Raw genomic sequence first — 19,076 nt, forward strand, 5'->3', positions numbered from 1 at the left:
CGGAGGGAAATATGTCAGTTTTAGAAATTGTAAAGCATCCAAATGAAGTGTTAGAAACACCATGCGAAAGAGTAATTAACTTTGATAAAAAGTTAGTGAAATTGTTAAAAGATATGCATGAAACAATGTTAATTGCAGACGGAGTTGGTCTAGCTGCGCCACAAGTGGGTGTAAGCTTACAAGTTGCTGTTGTTGATATAGGTGATGATACGGGTAAAATTGAATTAATTAATCCTGTTATTTTAGAAAAACGTGGTGAACAAGTAGGTCCCGAAGGCTGCTTAAGCTTTCCGGGACTTTATGGTGAAGTGGAGCGCGCAGATTACATTAAAGTACGTGCACAAAATCGTCGCGGTAAAATATTTTTATTAGAAGCGGATGACTTCTTAGCGCGTGCAATTCAGCATGAAATCGATCATTTACACGGTGTTTTATTTACATCTAAAGTGAAAAGGTATTATGAAGCAGGCGAATTAGAATAGGTTTAAAAGGAGCGGTTTTTGAATGATGAAAGTAGTATTTATGGGGACACCGGACTTTTCTGTGCCGGTGCTTCGTCGTCTTATCGAGGACGGATATGACGTAGTTGGTGTTGTAACGCAACCTGATCGTCCAGTTGGTAGAAAAAAGGTTTTAACACCTACTCCTGTTAAAGTAGAAGCGGAAAAACATGGTATTCCAGTAGTACAGCCGTTAAAAATTCGTGAAAAAGACGAATATGAAAAAGTATTAGCACTAGAGCCAGACTTAATTGTAACAGCAGCATTTGGACAAATCGTACCGAATGAAATTTTAGAAGCGCCAAAGTATGGATGTATTAATGTCCACGCATCATTACTTCCAGAACTTCGCGGTGGTGCACCAATTCATTATGCGATCATGGAAGGTAAAGAGAAAACAGGTATTACAATTATGTATATGGTAGAAAAATTAGATGCTGGCGATATATTAACGCAAGTAGAAGTAGAAATTGAAGAGCGTGAAACAACAGGTTCATTATTTGATAAGTTAAGCGAAGCAGGAGCACACCTTTTATCTAAAACGGTTCCTTTACTAATTCAGGGTAAACTAGAACCAATTAAACAAAGTGAAGCTGAAGTGACGTTTGCATATAATATAAAACGTGAGCAAGAGATAATTGATTGGACAAAAACAGGTGAAGAAGTATACAATCACATTCGCGGATTGAATCCATGGCCAGTTGCTTATACGACTTTGGCAGGACAAGTTATTAAAGTATGGTGGGGAGAGAAGGTCTCTATTGCAGAGAAAGCTGAACCAGGTACAATAGTAGCTCTTGAAGAAGATGGATTTGTTGTTGCAGCAGGGAACGAGACAGGCGTTAAAATCACTGAATTGCAACCATCTGGTAAAAAGCGTATGAGTTGTTCACAATTTTTACGTGGAACAAAACCTGAAATTGGTACGAAGTTAGGAGAAAATGCATGAGACAAAATGTTCGTGAGTTAGCTCTGGATGGCTTAATTCAAGTAGAAAAAAGTGGTGCATATAGCAACTTACTTTTAAATAATTTGATTGAAAAAAATACAATTGACAGAAAAGATATTGGTTTATTAACTGAAATGGTATATGGAACAATTCAACGTCGTGACACACTAGATTATTATTTACAACCATTTTTAAGAAAAAAGGTTGAAGCGTGGGTAAGAGTGTTGCTTCGCCTATCTCTATATCAAATGCTATATTTAGACCGAGTTCCAGAAAGAGCGGCTATTCATGAAGCAGTTGAGATTGCAAAGCGTCGTGGGCATAAAGGGATTTCAGGCATGGTGAACGGAGTATTGCGTTCAATTCAGCGAGAAGGTGTACCTTCGTTAGAAGAAATTGAAAATCCAGTAGAACGACTTGCGATTGCAACGAGTCATCCAATGTGGCTTGTACAAGAATGGGCATCCGAATATGGTTTAGAGACAGCAGAGAAAATGTGTGAAGTAAATATGTTGCCACCTGTACCAACAGCACGTGTAAATGTTGATAAAGTAACGGTAGAAGAAGCGGTTGCGTTATTAGCTGATGAGGGTATAGAAGCAAAACGTGGCGAATTGTCAGAGGATGCAATTCAAATTGAAAGAGGAAATGTCGCACATACAGAAGCGTTCAAAAAAGGTTTCCTTTCTATTCAAGATGAAAGCTCAATGCTTGTAGCACGTGCTTTAGAACCGAATAAAGGAGATACAGTTCTAGATAGTTGTGCTGCTCCTGGCGGAAAAACAACTCATATTGCAGAGCGTTTGGACGGAACTGGTAAGGTAATGTCGCTTGATTTACACGCACATAAAGTACGTTTAATTGAACAACAGGCGAAGAGACTTGGTTTAGAAAATGTAGAAACGATGGCTTTAGATGCTAGAAAAGTTCAAGAGCATTTTGCAAATGAATCTTTTGACAAAATATTAGTAGATGCACCATGTTCTGGATTTGGTGTTATTAGACGTAAACCTGATATTAAGTTAGGTAAAGATAAGGGCGATAGTGAAAGGTTATCAACGATTCAACTTGCGATACTAGAAAAAATAGCACCATTGTTAAAACAAGGTGGTCGCCTTGTTTATAGTACGTGCACAATTGAAAAAATAGAAAATGAACAAGTAATAAAGCAATTTTTACAAGAGCATCCTGAATTTGAATGGGATACTACGATAAAAGATCGCATGCCAGAAAAGTTAAATCCGTATATTGATGAAGGTCAAGTACGAATTTTACCGCATTATTTTGCAACAGATGGCTTTTATATTGCTTGTTTAAGAAAGAAGGTGTAGCATCATGGAAACGACTGTAAAAAAACAAAAGAAAAATCTAGAAACAAAGAAACCATCAATTTATTCTTTACAACTTCATGAAATGCAAGATTGGTTAAAGGAACAAGGGGAACCTAAGTTCCGTGCAGGACAAATTTTTGATTGGCTATATAAAAAACGTGTAAAAAATTATGAGGATATGTCAAACCTTGCTAAAGGATTGCGCGATAAATTGTCGAATTCCTTTGATATTACAACTTTAAACACTTTAGTAAAACAAACGTCTTCGGATGGAACGATTAAATTCCTATTCCAGTTATATGATGGGTACTCTATTGAAACTGTACTAATGCGACATGAATATGGAAATTCCATTTGTGTAACAACACAGGTGGGTTGCCGCATTGGCTGTACATTCTGTGCATCTACACTTGGTGGATTAAAACGAAACTTAGAGGCTGGAGAAATTGTAGCGCAAGTAGTAGAAGTTCAGCGTGCGCTTGATGAAACAGAAGAACGTGTAAGTTCTCTTGTTGTTATGGGAATTGGAGAACCATTTGATAATTATGATAACTTAATGTCATTCTTACGCATTGTAAATCATGAAAAAGGAATTCATATTGGTGCAAGACATATGACAGTTTCAACAAGTGGAATTGTTCCAAAAATTTATAAGTTCGCTGAAGAAGATATGCAAATTAATTTTGCGATTTCATTGCATGCTGCAAATACAGAGATACGTTCAAAATTAATGCCGATCAACCGTGCTTATAAGCTACCTGATTTAATGGAAGCTGTTAAATACTATGTAAATAGAACAGGGCGTCGTATTACATTTGAATATGGCTTATTTGGAGGAGAAAATGACCAAGTTGAGCACGCTGAAGAACTTGCTGCGCTCTTAAAAGGTGTAAAATGTCATGTAAACTTAATTCCGGTAAACTACGTGCCAGAACGTGATTATGTACGTACGCCACGAGAGCAAATTTTCTTATTTGAAAAGACGCTAAAAGATCGTGGAGTGAATGTAACCATTCGCCGTGAACAAGGTCATGATATTGATGCAGCCTGCGGTCAGTTGCGTGCAAAGGAGCGCAAAGAAGAGACGAGGTGACTAGATGAAAGCCGTGTTTCTATCGGATAAAGGAAAAGTTCGTCAACATAATGAAGATAGTGCAGGAGTTTTTCGCAATTTAGATGGAAATATTTTAGCGGTAGTAGCAGATGGAATGGGAGGTCATCGAGCTGGCGATGTAGCTAGCTCGATGGCTATTCAATTATTCCATGATTATTGGAAGCAAACGCATAATATGAATGAGCCTAAAAAGGTAGAAAAGTGGTTACATACTAACGTTGGAATTATTAATGAGCGCATATATGCTTACTCTCAGCAGCATGTAGAATGTAATGGCATGGGAACAACGGTTATCGTGGCGATTTGTACACCTAGTTTTGTAACAATAGGTCATATAGGAGATAGTCGTTGTTATATGGTATCAGAGGGAGAAATATCGCTTGTAACGGAAGACCACTCACTTGTAAATGAACTTGTTAGGCACGGTGAAATTTCAAAAGAAGATGCAGAATATCACCCGAAAAAGAATGTTCTGTTAAGAGCGTTAGGAACAGAAGAAAAAGTCGGACTAGATGTTAAAACATTGGTGCTCGAAGAAGACGATCAATTGCTTCTTTGCTCTGATGGATTGTCTAACAAAGTCCCTATGGCTGATATGCAACAAATTTTACAATTGAATGAACAGCTCGAGGCGAAGGGAGAGCATCTCATTCAATTAGCAAATGATCGTGGTGGAGAAGATAATATTACCCTCGTTATTATTGATTATACGGATTCGACAAACGAAAGTAGGTGAAGTGCAACGTGCTGATTGGAAAACGCTTAAATGACCGTTATAAGCTGCTGAAAATGATTGGCGGTGGAGGAATGGCCAATGTATATTTAGCTCATGATGATATACTTGGTCGAGATGTAGCGGTAAAAATATTAAGACTCGACTATTCAAATAATGAAGAGTTTATTAAACGTTTCCATCGAGAAGCGCAATCTGTTACAACGTTGTCGCATCCAAATATTGTGAATATGTATGATGTTGGGGAAGAGGATGATATATATTATCTTGTAATGGAATATGTACCTGGACGAACATTGAAGCAATACATAATTGATCGAGGGATGTTACCGATAGGAGAGGCTCTTGATATAATGGAGCAGTTAACGTCCGCTATGGCACACGCCCATCATTTTGAGATTGTACATCGCGATATTAAACCGCACAATATTTTGATTCGAGATGACGGAGTGGTCAAAGTAACAGACTTTGGAATTGCGACAGCTACAAGTGCAGCAACGATTACACATACAAATTCGGTGCTCGGTTCGGTGCATTATTTATCACCAGAACAAGCGCGCGGCGGTATAGCGAATAAACAATCAGATATTTATTCACTTGGAATTGTTATGTTTGAATTGTTAACAGGAAGACAACCGTTTTCTGGTGAATCTGCTGTTGCAATTGCGTTAAAACATTTACAAAATGAAATGCCATCTCCAAAAAGATGGAATGAAAATATTCCACAAAGTGTTGAAAATATTATATTAAAGGCAACTGCGAAAGATCCGTTCCATCGATATCAATCTGCTAACGCGATGAAACGAGATATTGAAACAGCACTATACCCAGAACGAATAAATGAACAACCATTTTACATACCAGAAGATATGGAAGCAACGAAAGCGATTCCAATTATTCAACAAGAACAACTATTTCAAAATGTAAGTGATGAAACGATTGTATTAAAAGGAAGTAAAGTGGATGAACAAGTAAGAAAAGAAGAGACCAAATCAGGTAAGAAGAAAAAGCGAAATAATAAATGGCTGAAAGTTTTAATTACAACATTTTTACTTTTAGCGATAGGGATAACCTTAGCACTTACTGTTATTCCAGGCTTCTTTATTCCGAAAGATGTGAAGGTTCCTGATGTGGCTGGTATGAAATATACGACAGCTGTAAATACATTAGTTGAAAAAGGTTTTGAAGTTACTGAACCTAATCTTGTATATACAGATGATGTTGAAGCCGGAAAAGTGATAAAAACAGATCCTATAGCAGGAAGAGTAGTGAAAGAAAACTCTAAAATTACTATCTATCAATCAGGTGGGAAAAAGAAAAGCAAGATGCGTGATTTGACAGGAAAAGATTTCGAGAGTATAAGAGCTGAGTTAGAAGAAAAATATAAACAAGTTACAATAAATTATATTGAAAATGATAAGCCGAAAGGTGAAATTGTAGAGCAAATACCAACGCCTGATCAAATGGTTATAGAGGCAGAACAAGAACTGAAAATTTGGGTAAGTAAAGGACCTTATCAAATAAGACCAGGTGACTTTTCAGGATGGACTGAAAATAGTGTAAAAGGTTATTTAAATGAAAGAAAGCTTGTTTCTGATATAAAAAGAGAGTATTCAGATACGGTTGATAAAGGTCTTGTTATTTCACAGTTACCAAAGCCTGGGACACCTTTAAAAGAAGGAGATAAAGTATCGATTGTTATCTCCGATGGTCCGAAGCCTAAAGTGACGAAAACGGTAAAAGTGGATAACATTTCTATCCCATATGAAGCTTCTGCAACAGGTGAGAAAAAGCCGCAAACAATAGAAATTTATAAAGAAGATATGCAGCAAAAAATGGATAAACCAGTTGAAACGAGAACAATTACTGAGTCAGCGATTATTTCTTTAGAATTTGTAATTCAAGAAGGTGCAAAGGGACACTATAAAATTGTCCGAGATGGAGTAACGATTATGGACAAGGAAGTACCATATCCAGCTCAATAATAGTGAATTCCATCGTCCTTATATAGAAGATGGAATTTATTACTCTTGCCTGTTATGCTGTCTACATCGTGGACTGTATAACAGGCAAAAATATATGATTCAAAAAGCTGTAAAAGTGATACTGTTGTAAATAATATTTCAAATTTGATGGTAGATTAAATATATGAACCTGGATATATATTTGGTGGGCTTTGAAATAATTGTTTAAAGAACGCTAGTCTATTCATATTTAATTGCAGTTTCATTTTATACAAAATAAAGGAGAATTATATGCCAGAAGGAAAAATTGTAAAAGCTCTAAGTGGGTTTTATTATGTGCAGAATGAGGAAGGGATTACACAATGTCGTGGGCGTGGTGTATTTAGAAAGAATAAAATTACGCCACTTGTAGGAGACCAAGTTGTTTTTCAAGCGGATAATCCGAGTGAGGGTTATGTGTTAGAAGTATTTGATCGGAAAAATGAACTTGTTAGACCTCCTATTGCTAATGTTGATCAAGCTATTCTTGTTTTCTCAGCGGTAGAACCAGATTTTAATCCAGGACTGTTAGATCGATTTTTAGTATTAATTGAATATCATAACATCAAACCAATTATTTGTATTAGTAAGATGGATTTAGTAGATGAAAAAATGAGAGAAACTGTTGAATCTTATGCAAATGATTATCGTGAAATGGGTTATGATGTGTTGTTTACTTCTATAAATACATCGGAAAGTATTGATATTCTGAAACCATTCTTAGAAGGTTGTATTTCCGTCGTTGCAGGCCAATCTGGTGTTGGGAAATCTTCAATGCTAAATGTATTACGTCCAGATTTAGAATTGAAAACTAATGATATTTCTTCACATTTAGGACGTGGAAAGCATACGACAAGACACGTAGAATTAATTACAGTTGGAAGCGGACTTGTTGCGGATACACCTGGTTTTAGTTCGCTTGATTTCATAGATATAGAGGTAGAAGATCTTACATATTGTTTTCCAGAGTTGAAAGAAGCGAGCCAATACTGTAAATTTAGAGGGTGTACACACCTTGCTGAACCGAAATGTGCGGTGAAAGCTGCGGTTGAAGAAGGAAAGATTACCGAATATCGTTATAAGAATTACAAACAATTCGTAGAAGAAATTAGAGAGAGAAAGCCGAGGTATTAGTCATGATTAAAATTGCACCATCGATTTTATCAGCAGATTTTTCAAGATTAGGGGAAGAGATTAAAGATGTAGAAAAAGGCGGAGCTGACTACATTCACGTCGATGTAATGGATGGGCATTTCGTACCAAATATTACGATTGGACCATTAATTGTAGAAGCAATCCGTCCGATTACATCATTACCGCTAGATGTACATTTAATGATTGAAAATCCTGATAACTATATCCCAACTTTCGCAAAAGCGGGAGCGGATATTATTACTGTTCACGTAGAAGCGTGTCCTCATTTACATCGTACAATTCAGTTAATTAAATCTCATGACATTAAAGCAGGGGTTGTATTAAATCCGCATACTCCAGTTTCAACGATTGAGCATGTATTAGAAGATATAGACATGGTATTACTTATGACAGTAAACCCTGGATTTGGCGGACAGAAGTTTATTCATTCTGTATTACCGAAAATCAAACAAGTTGCAGAAATGGTTAAAGAGCGAAATCTAGAAGTGGAAATTGAGGTTGATGGTGGTGTCAACGCTGAAACGGCAAGACTTTGTATTGAAGCAGGAGCGAATGTTCTTGTAGCGGGATCAGCAGTATACAATCAAAAAGACCGCGGTGAAGCAATTCGTGTAATTCGCGGATAAAGAACGAACCTTTATCCTAGTGAAGCTTCTAGTTCATTAAGACTTCACTATTTATACATGTTAGAGTGACAAATAAGGAGAAAGGCAATCTACCGAATGGCAGATTGCCTTTTTACAATAGAAGGGGAAGGAAAAATGATTATTCATATTTTAGCGGGAGGACCTGCAGAATACTGCGCAGATTTTTCTCGGTATGAAAATGAAGAAGTAGTTTGGGCGGCCGTTGATAGAGGAGTGTACCGTTTGTTGAAAAGAGGGATCACTCCGGCTGTTGCGTTTGGGGATTATGATTCAGTTACTGATGAGGAATTAGCATGGATGAGGCAGCAAACAAATGAATTACATATTGTCCCGCGAGAAAAAGATCAAACAGATTTAGAAATTGCAATTAGCTGGGCTTTAGAACAGAAACCAAAGTTAATTCGTATTTTTGGTGCTACTGGTGGAAGACTTGATCATGGTTTAGCAAATATTCAGATGCTTTTAAAGGGATTAGAAGTAAACATAGAAATGTGTATTGTGGACAATAAAAATGAAATAATGGTGAAAAAGTTTGGTATGTATATAATTGAAGGAAACGAACATTTTCCATACGTATCATTTGTACCAGTTACTGAAAGGGTAGAAGGTATTACACTTCACGGTTTTAAGTACCCTCTTACTAATAAAACAATAGAGTGGGGATCGACACTTTGTATTAGTAATGAACTCATTGAGGAAAAAGGTAATTTTTCATTTACTTCTGGCATATTAATGATGATAAGAAGCACTGATTGAAGAAACAATTTTGCTCCTTGCATCATATAGTGAACAAGTGGAGTAATGGGGATTAGGAGGGAAACCATGAGATTTTATACAATTAAGTTACCTAAATTTCTTGGTGGAATTGTTCGTGCGATGTTAAATACCTTCAAAAAAGACTAAAAAAAGCACCTATTACCGGTGCTTTTTCCAATGGTATAATAAAAAAAGAGCCTAGCGGCTCTTTTTTTTATTATTAAACACGTTCGATTTTGCCAGATTTTAATGCTCTAGCAGAAACGTAAACACGTTGAACTTTTCCGTCGATGCGTACGCGAACTTTTTGAAGGTTAGCGCCCCATTTACGTTTTGTAGCGTTCATTGCGTGAGAACGAGAGTTACCAGAACGAGCTTTTCTTCCAGTGATAGCACAAACACGAGCCATTTATATTTCCCTCCCTTAACTACCGTAACATACGTAATTTTTCAATGTTAGCCTTTTATGCGATGCTAAAAACACTACTATAATTTAACACAACTAAAAAGAGAATGCAACACCGTAGGAAAAAGAAATCAAGAAAAAATACTTGACACTATATGTCAATGAAGAAAAGGTGAAATCAAGAAAAATTGCTTGACATATTATAGTGGTACATGTTGTATAATAACAATGGACTATTTTGCTCATCATAAAAAAATGTAATTTAAAACATAAAATATGAGAGTGAAAAAGAAAGAACGATGGAATTTTCTTTAAAAAGATTATATGATAGTAACTAAAGTAGTCTAGCTCACTTTCACCATTTATGAAGGGGGAAACGAGATGTCAATTGAAATTAAAACGAAGTACGGTCAAATTGATATTAGTACAGATGTAATTGCAACAATTGCTGGAGGTGCCGCAGTAGATTGCTACGGTATCGTAGGCATGGCATCAAAAAATCAGTTAAAAGATGGATTAACAGAAATTTTACGAAAAGAAAACTTCACTAGAGGCGTTATTGTTCGTAAAAATGAAGATGAAGTACATATTGATATGTATATTATTGTGAGCTATGGTACGAAAATTTCAGAAGTAGCACATAACGTGCAGACTAAAGTGAAATATACATTAGATCAAACTGTAGGACTAGCAGTAGATTCTGTAAACATCTACGTACAAGGAGTTAAAGTAATAAACTTGTAATGTGCATTAAGGAGGAAAATCTGTGTCAATTCAAAAAATTGATGGAAAACGTTTATCACAAATGATCATTCAAGGAGCCAATAATTTAACAAATAATGTTCAGCTTGTTGATGCATTAAACGTATTCCCAGTTCCAGATGGCGATACCGGTACAAACATGAACTTATCAATGACTTCAGGCGCGCGTGAAGTGAAAGCAAATCCTTCACAGCATGCTGGTAAAGTTGGTGTAAGTTTAGCCAAAGGATTATTAATGGGAGCTCGTGGTAACTCTGGGGTTATTTTATCTCAGTTATTCCGTGGTTTCTCTAAATCCATTGAACAAAAAGAAGAATTAACGACAGTTGATTTTGCTGCAGCTTTAGAAGCTGGAGTAGAGGCAGCTTACAAAGCGGTTATGAAACCAATTGAAGGAACGATTTTAACGGTTGCAAGAGAAACGGGTAAATATGCAGTGACAGTTGCGAAAAAACAGCGCGACTTTGTTTTGTTTATGGAAGACGTTGTAAAAGAAGCGAACGCATCGTTAAATCGTACGCCAGATTTATTACCTGTATTAAAACAAGTTGGCGTTGTAGATAGCGGTGGTAAAGGTCTTGTTGTTGTATATGAAGGGTTTTTAGCTGACTTAAAAGGAGAAACGATTTCTTCTAATATGCCTGCCCAATCATCTATGAATGACATGGTACGTGCAGAACATCACCGTAGTGTACAAAGCCAATTGAGTACAGAAGATATTAAGTATGGATATTGTACGGAATTCATGGTGAAATTAGAGCCTGAAAAAATGAAGGAACATAATTTCTCTGAACAAAAATTCCGTGAAGATATTAGTGTGTACGGAGATTCACTACTTGTTGTATCGGATGATGAGGTTGTAAAGGTTCATATTCATGCGGAACATCCTGGAGATCCTATGAACTATGGACAACGTTACGGTAGTCTAATTAAGATCAAAGTAGAAAATATGCGTGAACAGCATACTGCTTTATTAGATGAACCTACCATGGTACCTGAACAAACGAATCAGCCAATAGAGAAACAACCGTATGGTATTGTAACTGTAGCTATGGGATCGGGTATTAAAACTCTATTTGAGAGCATTGGTGCAACGAAAGTTATCGAAGGTGGCCAAACGATGAATCCGAGTACGGAGGATATTGTGAAGGCGATTGAAGAGGCGAATGCTGAAAAAATCATCATCTTACCAAATAACGGGAATATTGTGATGGCAGCAGAACAAGCAGCGTCAGTTGTAGAACAAGAAGTTATTGTTATTCGTTCAAAAACAGTTCCTCAAGGTATGGCTGCAATGTTAGCATTTAATCCAGTTGGAACGCTAGAAGAGAATGAAGAAAACATGAAAGAAGCTTTAGCTCATGTGAAAACAGGTCAGATTACGTATGCTGTTCGTGATACGGAAATTGACGGTGTAGCGATTCAAAAAGATGATTTCATGTGTATTGCAGATGGAAAAATTGTATCTACAAATGCTGAGAAAGTAGGAGCTGCAAAGCAATTACTAGAAGCGCTAATTGATGAGGATTCTGAAATCGTAACGATTCTACAAGGTGAAGATGCAACAGATGAAGAAGTGGCTAAATTAGTTGCGTTTGTAGAAGAGAACTTTGAAGATGCAGAAGTAGAAGTACATGCAGGGAACCAACCGGTGTATTCTTTCATCTTCTCTGTAGAATAAGAAAAGATTCGATTTGAAAATAAATGGGTTACTTACTTGCTAATGGATAAGGAATAGTGATATGAAGTTTATTACTAGTTTTTATTCAAAAGGCTAGCATATTGATGATAGAAAAGAGCCTTGCTGCTAATAGTGAGGCTCTTTTCTTACGTATTGTACAACTTTGTTTTATCCCGCTATTTGTGGGCAGTAAAACTTCCACCCCCTATATTCGGCTGGAGCAAAGAAGTTAAGTGGGAGAATAACTGCCCGTAAACCCCCAATGATTATAGTTTCACTTTATATAGAGGGATTAGAGTAGTTTCTCTTAGAATGCCTATGATAGAATATATAAGGTGAAAGAGAGCGATTACAGATGTCAATGATATTAATGGATAATCAATAGAATGAATCAAAGAAAATAATGTGACGGAGCGTGAGAATCTTGAATGAAGTTGTACAAGTTCCTGTTACGGATGTAAAGGGAATCGGAGGAGAAACATCTGAGTTGTTACACGAGATGGGAATTTATACAGTTTCTCATCTATTAGAACATTTTCCGTACCGCTATGAAGACTATGCGATGAAAGATCTTGCTGAAGTAAAGCATGACGAGCGTGTAACGGTTGAGGGGAAAGTTCATAGTGCTCCTTTACTGCAATATTATGGGAAGAAGAAGTCACGTCTTACAGTTCGTGTTCTCGTCGGTCGTTATTTAATTACAGCTGTATGTTTTAATAGACCATACTATAAACAAAAGTTAAATTTAGATGAAACGGTAACGATTACTGGTAAATGGGATCAGCATCGCCAAACAATTGCTGTATCAGAACTGAATTTCGGACCGGTTGTACGACAACAAGAAGTAGAACCTGTATATTCAGTGAAAGGAAAACTGACAGTAAAACAGATGCGCCGGTTTGTTGCACAAGCATTTAAGGAGTATGGAGATTCTATAGTCGAAGTGTTACCAGATGGTTTGTTAAGTCGATATAAATTATTATCACGCTATGAAGCGCTCAGAGGGTTACATTTTCCAGTGGGACAGGAAGACTTAAAGCAAGCGCGTCGCCGTTTTGTATATGAGGAGTTTTTCTTGTTTCAGTTGAAAATGCAAACATTACGGAAAATGGAAAGGGAAAACTCGAAAGGGACGAAAAAGGAAATTTCATTAGTAGAATTGCAAGAGTTTACTGATGCGCTTCCGTTTCCATTAACTGGCGCACAACGCCGGGTTGTAGATGAAATAATGAAAGATATGATATCTCCGTACCGAATGAATCGATTATTGCAAGGGGATGTAGGTTCTGGGAAAACAGTTGTGGCTGCGATTGCTCTTTATGCGGCGAAATTGGCTCATTATCAAGGTGCTTTGATGGTTCCTACAGAAATTTTAGCCGAGCAACATTATCAGTCGCTCGCGGAGACGTTTTCACATTTCGGTATGAAGGTTGAATTGCTAACAAGTTCTGTTAAAGGTGCGAGACGTCGAGAAATTTTGTCGAGATTAGAACAGGGAGAAGTAGACATCCTTGTTGGAACGCACGCTTTAATTCAAGACGAAGTTATATTTCATAGGTTAGGTCTCGTTATTACCGATGAACAGCATCGATTTGGTGTGGGGCAGCGCCGGATTTTACGTGAGAAAGGTGAAAGTCCAGATGTATTGTTTATGACGGCGACCCCAATCCCGCGTACGTTAGCTATCACTGCATTTGGAGAGATGGACGTTTCTATTATTGACGAAATGCCAGCTGGTAGAAAGGTAATCGAAACGTACTGGGCAAAACATGATATGTTAGATCGTGTCCTCGGCTTTGTGGAGAAAGAGATAAAAAAAGGAAGACAGGCATATGTTATTTGCCCTCTTATTGAAGAGTCTGAGAAGCTTGATGTACAAAATGCTATCGACTTACATAGTATGCTGACTCATCATTATCAAGGGAAATGCCAAGTTGGATTAATGCATGGGAGACTATCATCTCAAGAAAAAGAAGAGATAATGGGACAGTTTAGTGAAAATAAAGTGCAAATTCTTGTGTCGACAACAGTTGTTGAAGTAGGCGTGAATGTACCAAATGCGACTGTTATGGTTATTTATGACGCGGAACGTTTCGGTTTATCGCAGCTCCATCAGCTGAGGGGGCGTGTTGGGCGTGGTAGTGAACAATCATATTGTTTATTAATTGCGGACCCGAAATCAGAAACAGGAAAAGAAAGAATGCGCATTATGACTGAAACAAATGATGGATTTGTATTGTCAGAAAAAGATTTAGAGTTACGAGGTCCTGGGGATTTCTTTGGAAGTAAGCAAAGTGGTCTACCAGAATTTAAGGTTGCTGATATGGTACATGATTATCGGGCGTTAGAAACGGCAAGACAAGATGCAGCGATACTAGTTGATTCAGAAGCGTTTTGGCATAATGATCAGTATGCTTCGCTGCGTACTTATCTTGATGGGACAGGTGTGTTCCAGGGAGAGAAGCTCGATTAAAAGTAGTCTGCAAAAGTTTTTGTTGCATTCTACTTTTAATGATTATATACTACTTTTAGTACCTAGTCATAAAAATGGATGGTGCGGTATGAAAAAAAGAAGAAGTAAAAAAGAAAGACAAGAATTATTACAACAAACAATAGAAACGAATCCTTTTATAACGGATGAAGATTTAGCGGAAAAATTTCAAGTGAGCATACAAACTGTTCGTCTTGATCGTATGGAATTATCTATTCCTGAATTAAGAGAACGAATTAAGCATGTGGCTACAAAACAACATGAAGAAGATGTGAAATCTTTACCGTTAGAAGAGGTTGTCGGAGAAATTATTGATATAGAATTAGATAGACATGCGATTTCTATCTTTGAAGTAAAGGTGGAACATGTATTTAAAAGAAATCAAATTGCTCGTGGGCATCATTTGTTTGCACAAGCAAACTCACTAGCTGTTGCGGTTATTGATGAAGAATTAGCTTTAACTGCAAAGTCCACCATTCGATATATTCGTCCTGTAAAATTAGGAGAGCGTGTTGTTGCAAAAGTACGTGTTGAAGATGTAGAGAATGATAAAGGACGGACGGTTGTCAAAGTGCGTAGCTTTGTTGGAGAAGAACTTGTCTTTACAGGCACTTTTGAAATGTATCGATCTAGTAATTATAGTGAGGAAGGTAACAACTTATGAAAATCGCAATAGATGCAATGGGCGGCGATCATGCACCAAAGGCTGTAGTATTAGGAGCAATGAAAGCTATTAAGGAATACTCAGATTTACATATTACGTTAGTAGGGAAAGAAGAGGGGATTCGTCAATATTTAACGAGTGAAGAGCGAATTACTATACTTCATACGGACGAAAAAATCGAATCGACAGACGAACCAGTAAGAGCGGTTCGTCGAAAAAAACAAGCTTCAATGGTACTAGCGGCGCAGCAAGTAAAAGACGGCGTAGCGGATGCTTGTATATCAGCAGGTAGTACAGGAGCTTTGATGGCAGCTGGATTGTTTGTTGTTGGTCGTATGGAAGGAATTGAACGACCAGCTTTATCGCCTACAATGCCAACTGTTGATGGAGAAGGTTTTGTTATGTTAGATGTTGGAGCCAACGTTGATGCAAAACCAATTCATTTATATCAATATGCAGTAATGGGCTCTGTTTACGCAGAGAAGGTAAGAGGAATTGAAAATCCACGCGTTGGACTTTTAAACGTTGGAACAGAGGATGGTAAAGGAAACGAGCTTTCAAAACAAGTCTTTGCTATGCTCAAGGATGCACCAATTAATTTCGTTGGAAACGTTGAATCAAGAGATTTATTGCAAGGTGTAGCAGACGTTGTTGTATGTGATGGTTTTACGGGTAATGTAGCGCTAAAATCATTAGAAGGAACAGCACTTGCGTTATTCTCTATGTTAAAAGAACAATTAATGAGTTCGTTTACGAGCAAATTAGCAGCAGCGGTATTAAAACCAAAACTTATGGTATTGAAAGATAAAATGGATTATTCGGAGTATGGAGGAGCGGCGTTGTTTGGATTGAAAGCTCCTGTCATTAAGGCTCACGGTTCTTCTAATGACCAATCGATATTTAGTGCGATCCGTCAAACGAGAGAAATGGTAGCGAAAGAAGTAATTCCTACAATTTCAAGTGTAATGGAGAAGGAGCCGCTTCAATAAGAGGAGGATTTGAAATGGGAAAAATAGCATTTCTTTTTCCGGGCCAAGGTTCACAGGCAGTTGGAATGGGTAGACAGTTAGCGGAGAATAATAAAGAGGTTGCGAAAGTGTTTGCAAAAGCGGATGAGGTTTTGCATGATTCTCTTTCAGAAGTGATTTTTGAAGGACCGCAAGAAAATTTAACATTAACGACAAATGCGCAGCCGGCACTATTAACAACGAGCTTTGCAATTTTAACAGCTTTGAAGGAGTATGATATTACACCTGATTTTGTCGCAGGACATAGTTTAGGTGAATATAGCGCTCTTGTAGCTGCTGGTGCATTAACATTCGAAGACGCTGTATATGCTGTAAGGAAACGCGGGGAATATATGGAAGAAGCTGTTCCAGGCGGGGAAGGTGCAATGGCAGCTATTTTAGGTGCGGATCCGGATATGCTGAAACGAGTTACAGCAGAAGTAACAAGTGAAGGATATGCAGTACAAATTGCTAATATGAATAGTACGAAGCAAATTGTTATTTCTGGAACAAAGCAAGGAGTAGAACTTGCTTCTCAAAGAGCGAAAGAAAATGGTGCTAAAAGAGCAATTCCGCTCAAAGTAAGTGGACCGTTTCATTCCTCGCTTATGAAACCAGCTGCTGAGAAATTCCAAAGTGTTTTAAATGAAATTACAATTCAAGACACGAATATTCCTGTTATTGCAAATGTTACGGCAGATGTTATTACGAGTGGTACAGATATTCAAGCAAAGCTAATTGAACAGCTCTATTCGCCTGTATTATGGTACCCATCTATTGAGTATATGGTGAATCAAGGGGTAGATACATTTATTGAAATCGGACCTGGAAAAGTACTTGCTGGTCTTATGAAGTCGATTGATTCTTCAGTGAAAGCATATGCGGTATATGATGAAGAGACATTAAAAGATACCATTTCAAATTTGAGAGGAGAAAGCTGATGTTAAAAGGGAAAGTAGCATTAGTAACTGGTGCTTCACGTGGGATTGGTCGTGCGATTGCTATTGATTTAGCGAAACAAGGGGCAAATGTTGTAGTAAATTATGCTGGTAATGAGCAAAAGGCGAATGAAGTAGTTGATGAAATAAAGAAATTAGGTCCAGATGCCATTGCAGTAAGAGCAGATGTTGCAAATGCTGATGATGTTACTGCAATGGTGAAACAAACTGTAGATACGTTTGGACAAGTTGATATTCTTGTAAATAACGCTGGTGTAACAAAAGATAATTTATTAATGCGTATGAAAGAAGAAGAATGGGATACAGTTATTAATACAAACTTAAAAGGTGTTTTCTTATGTACGAAAGCAGTATCGCGCTATATGATGCGTCAACGTCATGGACGTATTATTAATATCGCTTCTGTTGTTGGTGTAACAGGAAACCCAGGACAAGCAAATTATGTTGCTGCTAAAGCTGGTGTAATTGGATTAACAAAAACATCAGCAAAAGAATTAGCGAGCCGAAATATTACTGTAAATGCAATTGCTCCAGGGTTTATTGCGACTGATATGACGGATGTATTAGATGAAAATATAAAAGCCGAAATGTTAAAATTAATTCCTGCAGCTCAGTTTGGAGAAGCACAAGATATCGCAAATACTGTAACGTTTTTTGCTTCTGATCAAAGTAAATATGTTACAGGTCAAACGTTAAATGTTGATGGCGGTATGGTAATGTAATAAAAGAATCGATTTCACCTAGTTTTTTTGGACAATATTTTATATAATATTTGAGGGGAGGTGAATAGAATGGCAGATGTTTTAGAGCGTGTAACCAAAATTGTCGTTGATCGTTTAGGAGTAGAAGAAACTGAAGTAGTACCAGCTGCAAGCTTCAAAGAAGATTTAGGCGCAGACTCCCTAGATGTAGTAGAACTTGTAATGCAATTAGAAGATGAATTTGAAATGGAAATTTCTGATGAAGATGCTGAAAAGATTGCTACTGTTGGCGATGCTGTGACTTACATAGAGAGTCATCTATAATGCTTAAGTGAAGTCCCGTTTTTTAACGGGGCTTCTCGGCTTATATCTGGAGGGACCTATGCCGTACCGAAAACATAAAGAAAAAAAATACGAAGCAAAATATCGTGAAGCTTTTAAAGTATTTCAAGAAAAGATAGGTATTACGTTTACAGATGAAAAATTATTGATTCAAGCATTTACGCATTCATCGTATGTGAATGAGCATCGAAAAAAACCGCATGAGGACAATGAGCGTCTTGAGTTTCTTGGCGATGCTGTATTGGAACTCACTGTATCACAGTATCTGTTTCAAAAATATCCGACAATGAGCGAAGGAGAGTTAACAAAACTACGTGCAGCTATTGTATGTGAGCCATCTCTTGTTCGTTTTGCAAACGAAATGTCATTTGGTAGCCTTGTTTTATTAGGGAAAGGTGAGGAAATGACGGGTGGACGTGAACGACCAGCTTTATTAGCGGATGTCTTTGAAGCGTTTATTGGTGCCCTTTATCTTGATCAAGGGCTAGAAACAGTTTGGGGATACTTAAAAGAAGTTGTATATCCAAAAATTAATGAAGGTGCTTTTTCTCATGTGATGGATTATAAGAGTCAATTGCAAGAATTGATTCAGCGTGATGGTAGTGGCAATATTGAGTATCAAATTTTGCAAGAAAAAGGACCGGCCCACAACCGAGAATTTGTGTCCCGTGTAACTTTAAATAATGAGGCATTAGGTCTTGGAAGTGGTAAGTCAAAAAAAGAGGCAGAGCAACAAGCTGCTGCAGAAGCATTGAAAAAATTAAAAGAACAATCATGAGGAATCCCCCTTTGAATGAGGGGGATTCCTTATGCATAGAATGAAACTTTCCTTTTATTTATAAATAAAAGGAGTGGGAAATCCGTATAGTAGTTTG

20 protein-coding genes are annotated in these 19,076 nt (G+C 37.3%); 19 read left to right on the forward strand and 1 reads right to left on the reverse strand.

What is annotated here, in order from left to right; all coding sequences use genetic code 11:
• Positions 1 to 11: 11 nt before the first annotated feature.
• The 10 genes from def (at position 12) to spoVM (ending at position 9,335) form a co-directional block, all read left to right on the forward strand.
• Entirely contained in the window at positions 12 to 482 is a 471-nt protein-coding gene (def, locus tag MR155_RS03405) for a peptide deformylase (RefSeq protein ID WP_219303421.1), read from the forward strand.
• Positions 483 to 504: 22 nt separating this feature from the next.
• Positions 505 to 1,449, forward strand: coding sequence for a methionyl-tRNA formyltransferase (fmt, locus tag MR155_RS03410; RefSeq protein ID WP_219303420.1), 945 nt, complete (start codon positions 505 to 507; stop codon positions 1,447 to 1,449).
• Positions 1,446 to 2,780 carry a 16S rRNA (cytosine(967)-C(5))-methyltransferase RsmB gene (gene rsmB / locus MR155_RS03415; RefSeq protein ID WP_002128834.1) on the forward strand — a complete coding sequence of 445 codons (1,335 nt, stop codon included), beginning with the start codon at positions 1,446 to 1,448 and terminating at the stop codon, positions 2,778 to 2,780. The genes fmt and rsmB overlap by 4 nt, the downstream gene beginning before the upstream one ends.
• Before the next feature lie 4 nt (positions 2,781 to 2,784).
• Positions 2,785 to 3,873 carry a dual-specificity RNA methyltransferase RlmN gene (gene rlmN / locus MR155_RS03420; RefSeq protein WP_002014500.1) on the forward strand — a complete coding sequence of 363 codons (1,089 nt, stop codon included), beginning with the start codon at positions 2,785 to 2,787 and terminating at the stop codon, positions 3,871 to 3,873.
• Positions 3,874 to 3,877: 4 nt separating this feature from the next.
• Positions 3,878 to 4,630, forward strand: a complete 753-nt coding sequence (locus MR155_RS03425) for a Stp1/IreP family PP2C-type Ser/Thr phosphatase (protein WP_002137950.1) — start codon at positions 3,878 to 3,880, stop codon at positions 4,628 to 4,630.
• Positions 4,631 to 4,638: 8 nt separating this feature from the next.
• The gene (gene pknB / locus MR155_RS03430) at positions 4,639 to 6,612 is read left to right on the forward strand and encodes a Stk1 family PASTA domain-containing Ser/Thr kinase (RefSeq protein WP_002088215.1); all 1,974 of its coding nucleotides are present in this window, start codon (positions 4,639 to 4,641) and stop codon (positions 6,610 to 6,612) included.
• A 270-nt stretch (positions 6,613 to 6,882) separates the two neighbouring features.
• Positions 6,883 to 7,764, forward strand: coding sequence for a ribosome small subunit-dependent GTPase A (gene rsgA / locus MR155_RS03435; RefSeq protein WP_002088214.1), 882 nt, complete (start codon positions 6,883 to 6,885; stop codon positions 7,762 to 7,764).
• 2 nt (positions 7,765 to 7,766) lie between these two features.
• Positions 7,767 to 8,411 (forward strand): ribulose-phosphate 3-epimerase, encoded by a 645-nt coding sequence (rpe, locus tag MR155_RS03440; RefSeq protein WP_002014505.1) that lies wholly within the window; start codon positions 7,767 to 7,769, stop codon positions 8,409 to 8,411.
• A gap of 96 nt (positions 8,412 to 8,507) precedes the next feature.
• Positions 8,508 to 9,188: a thiamine diphosphokinase gene (locus MR155_RS03445; protein WP_002088210.1), complete on the forward strand. Its 681-nt coding sequence runs from the start codon at positions 8,508 to 8,510 to the stop codon at positions 9,186 to 9,188.
• A gap of 66 nt (positions 9,189 to 9,254) precedes the next feature.
• On the forward strand, positions 9,255 to 9,335 hold the full coding sequence (gene spoVM, locus MR155_RS03450) for a stage V sporulation protein SpoVM (protein WP_001213599.1): 81 nt from the start codon (positions 9,255 to 9,257) through the stop codon (positions 9,333 to 9,335).
• 73 nt (positions 9,336 to 9,408) lie between these two features.
• Here the strand turns inward: spoVM and rpmB are convergent, their stop codons facing one another.
• A complete protein-coding gene (gene rpmB / locus MR155_RS03455) occupies positions 9,409 to 9,597 on the reverse strand; it encodes a 50S ribosomal protein L28 (RefSeq protein WP_000124776.1) in 189 nt (62 codons plus the stop codon).
• 378 nt (positions 9,598 to 9,975) lie between these two features.
• Here rpmB and MR155_RS03460 point away from each other — a divergent pair, with 378 nt between their 5' ends.
• The 9 genes from MR155_RS03460 to rncS all read left to right on the forward strand — a co-directional run bounded on the left by MR155_RS03460 (position 9,976) and on the right by rncS (position 18,979).
• On the forward strand, positions 9,976 to 10,338 hold the full coding sequence (locus MR155_RS03460) for an Asp23/Gls24 family envelope stress response protein (protein ID WP_002014507.1): 363 nt from the start codon (positions 9,976 to 9,978) through the stop codon (positions 10,336 to 10,338).
• 22 nt (positions 10,339 to 10,360) lie between these two features.
• A complete protein-coding gene (locus MR155_RS03465; RefSeq protein WP_113936790.1) occupies positions 10,361 to 12,037 on the forward strand; it encodes a DAK2 domain-containing protein in 1,677 nt (558 codons plus the stop codon).
• Between the two features lie 424 nt (positions 12,038 to 12,461).
• Positions 12,462 to 14,510, forward strand: coding sequence for an ATP-dependent DNA helicase RecG (gene recG, locus MR155_RS03470; protein WP_219303418.1), 2,049 nt, complete (start codon positions 12,462 to 12,464; stop codon positions 14,508 to 14,510).
• Between the two features lie 88 nt (positions 14,511 to 14,598).
• Positions 14,599 to 15,192 carry a transcription factor FapR gene (fapR, locus tag MR155_RS03475; protein ID WP_000747354.1) on the forward strand — a complete coding sequence of 198 codons (594 nt, stop codon included), beginning with the start codon at positions 14,599 to 14,601 and terminating at the stop codon, positions 15,190 to 15,192.
• Positions 15,189 to 16,181 (forward strand): phosphate acyltransferase PlsX, encoded by a 993-nt coding sequence (plsX, locus tag MR155_RS03480; RefSeq protein WP_242307957.1) that lies wholly within the window; start codon positions 15,189 to 15,191, stop codon positions 16,179 to 16,181. Before fapR ends, plsX begins: the two co-directional genes overlap by 4 nt.
• A 14-nt stretch (positions 16,182 to 16,195) precedes the next feature.
• The gene (fabD, locus tag MR155_RS03485; RefSeq protein ID WP_219303417.1) at positions 16,196 to 17,140 is read left to right on the forward strand and encodes an ACP S-malonyltransferase; all 945 of its coding nucleotides are present in this window, start codon (positions 16,196 to 16,198) and stop codon (positions 17,138 to 17,140) included.
• Positions 17,140 to 17,880 (forward strand): 3-oxoacyl-[acyl-carrier-protein] reductase, encoded by a 741-nt coding sequence (gene fabG / locus MR155_RS03490; protein WP_219303416.1) that lies wholly within the window; start codon positions 17,140 to 17,142, stop codon positions 17,878 to 17,880. The genes fabD and fabG overlap by 1 nt, the downstream gene beginning before the upstream one ends.
• A gap of 69 nt (positions 17,881 to 17,949) precedes the next feature.
• Complete coding sequence (gene acpP, locus MR155_RS03495; protein WP_002014515.1) at positions 17,950 to 18,183, forward strand: acyl carrier protein; 234 nt, start codon at positions 17,950 to 17,952, stop codon at positions 18,181 to 18,183.
• 58 nt (positions 18,184 to 18,241) lie between these two features.
• The gene (gene rncS, locus MR155_RS03500) at positions 18,242 to 18,979 is read left to right on the forward strand and encodes a ribonuclease III (protein ID WP_113936793.1); all 738 of its coding nucleotides are present in this window, start codon (positions 18,242 to 18,244) and stop codon (positions 18,977 to 18,979) included.
• Positions 18,980 to 19,076 lie beyond the last annotated feature (97 nt).

Origin of the sequence: Bacillus cereus group sp. BfR-BA-01331, assembly GCF_022663915.1 — a bacterium.
GTDB classification, from domain to species: Bacteria; Bacillota; Bacilli; order Bacillales; family Bacillaceae_G; genus Bacillus_A; species Bacillus_A mycoides.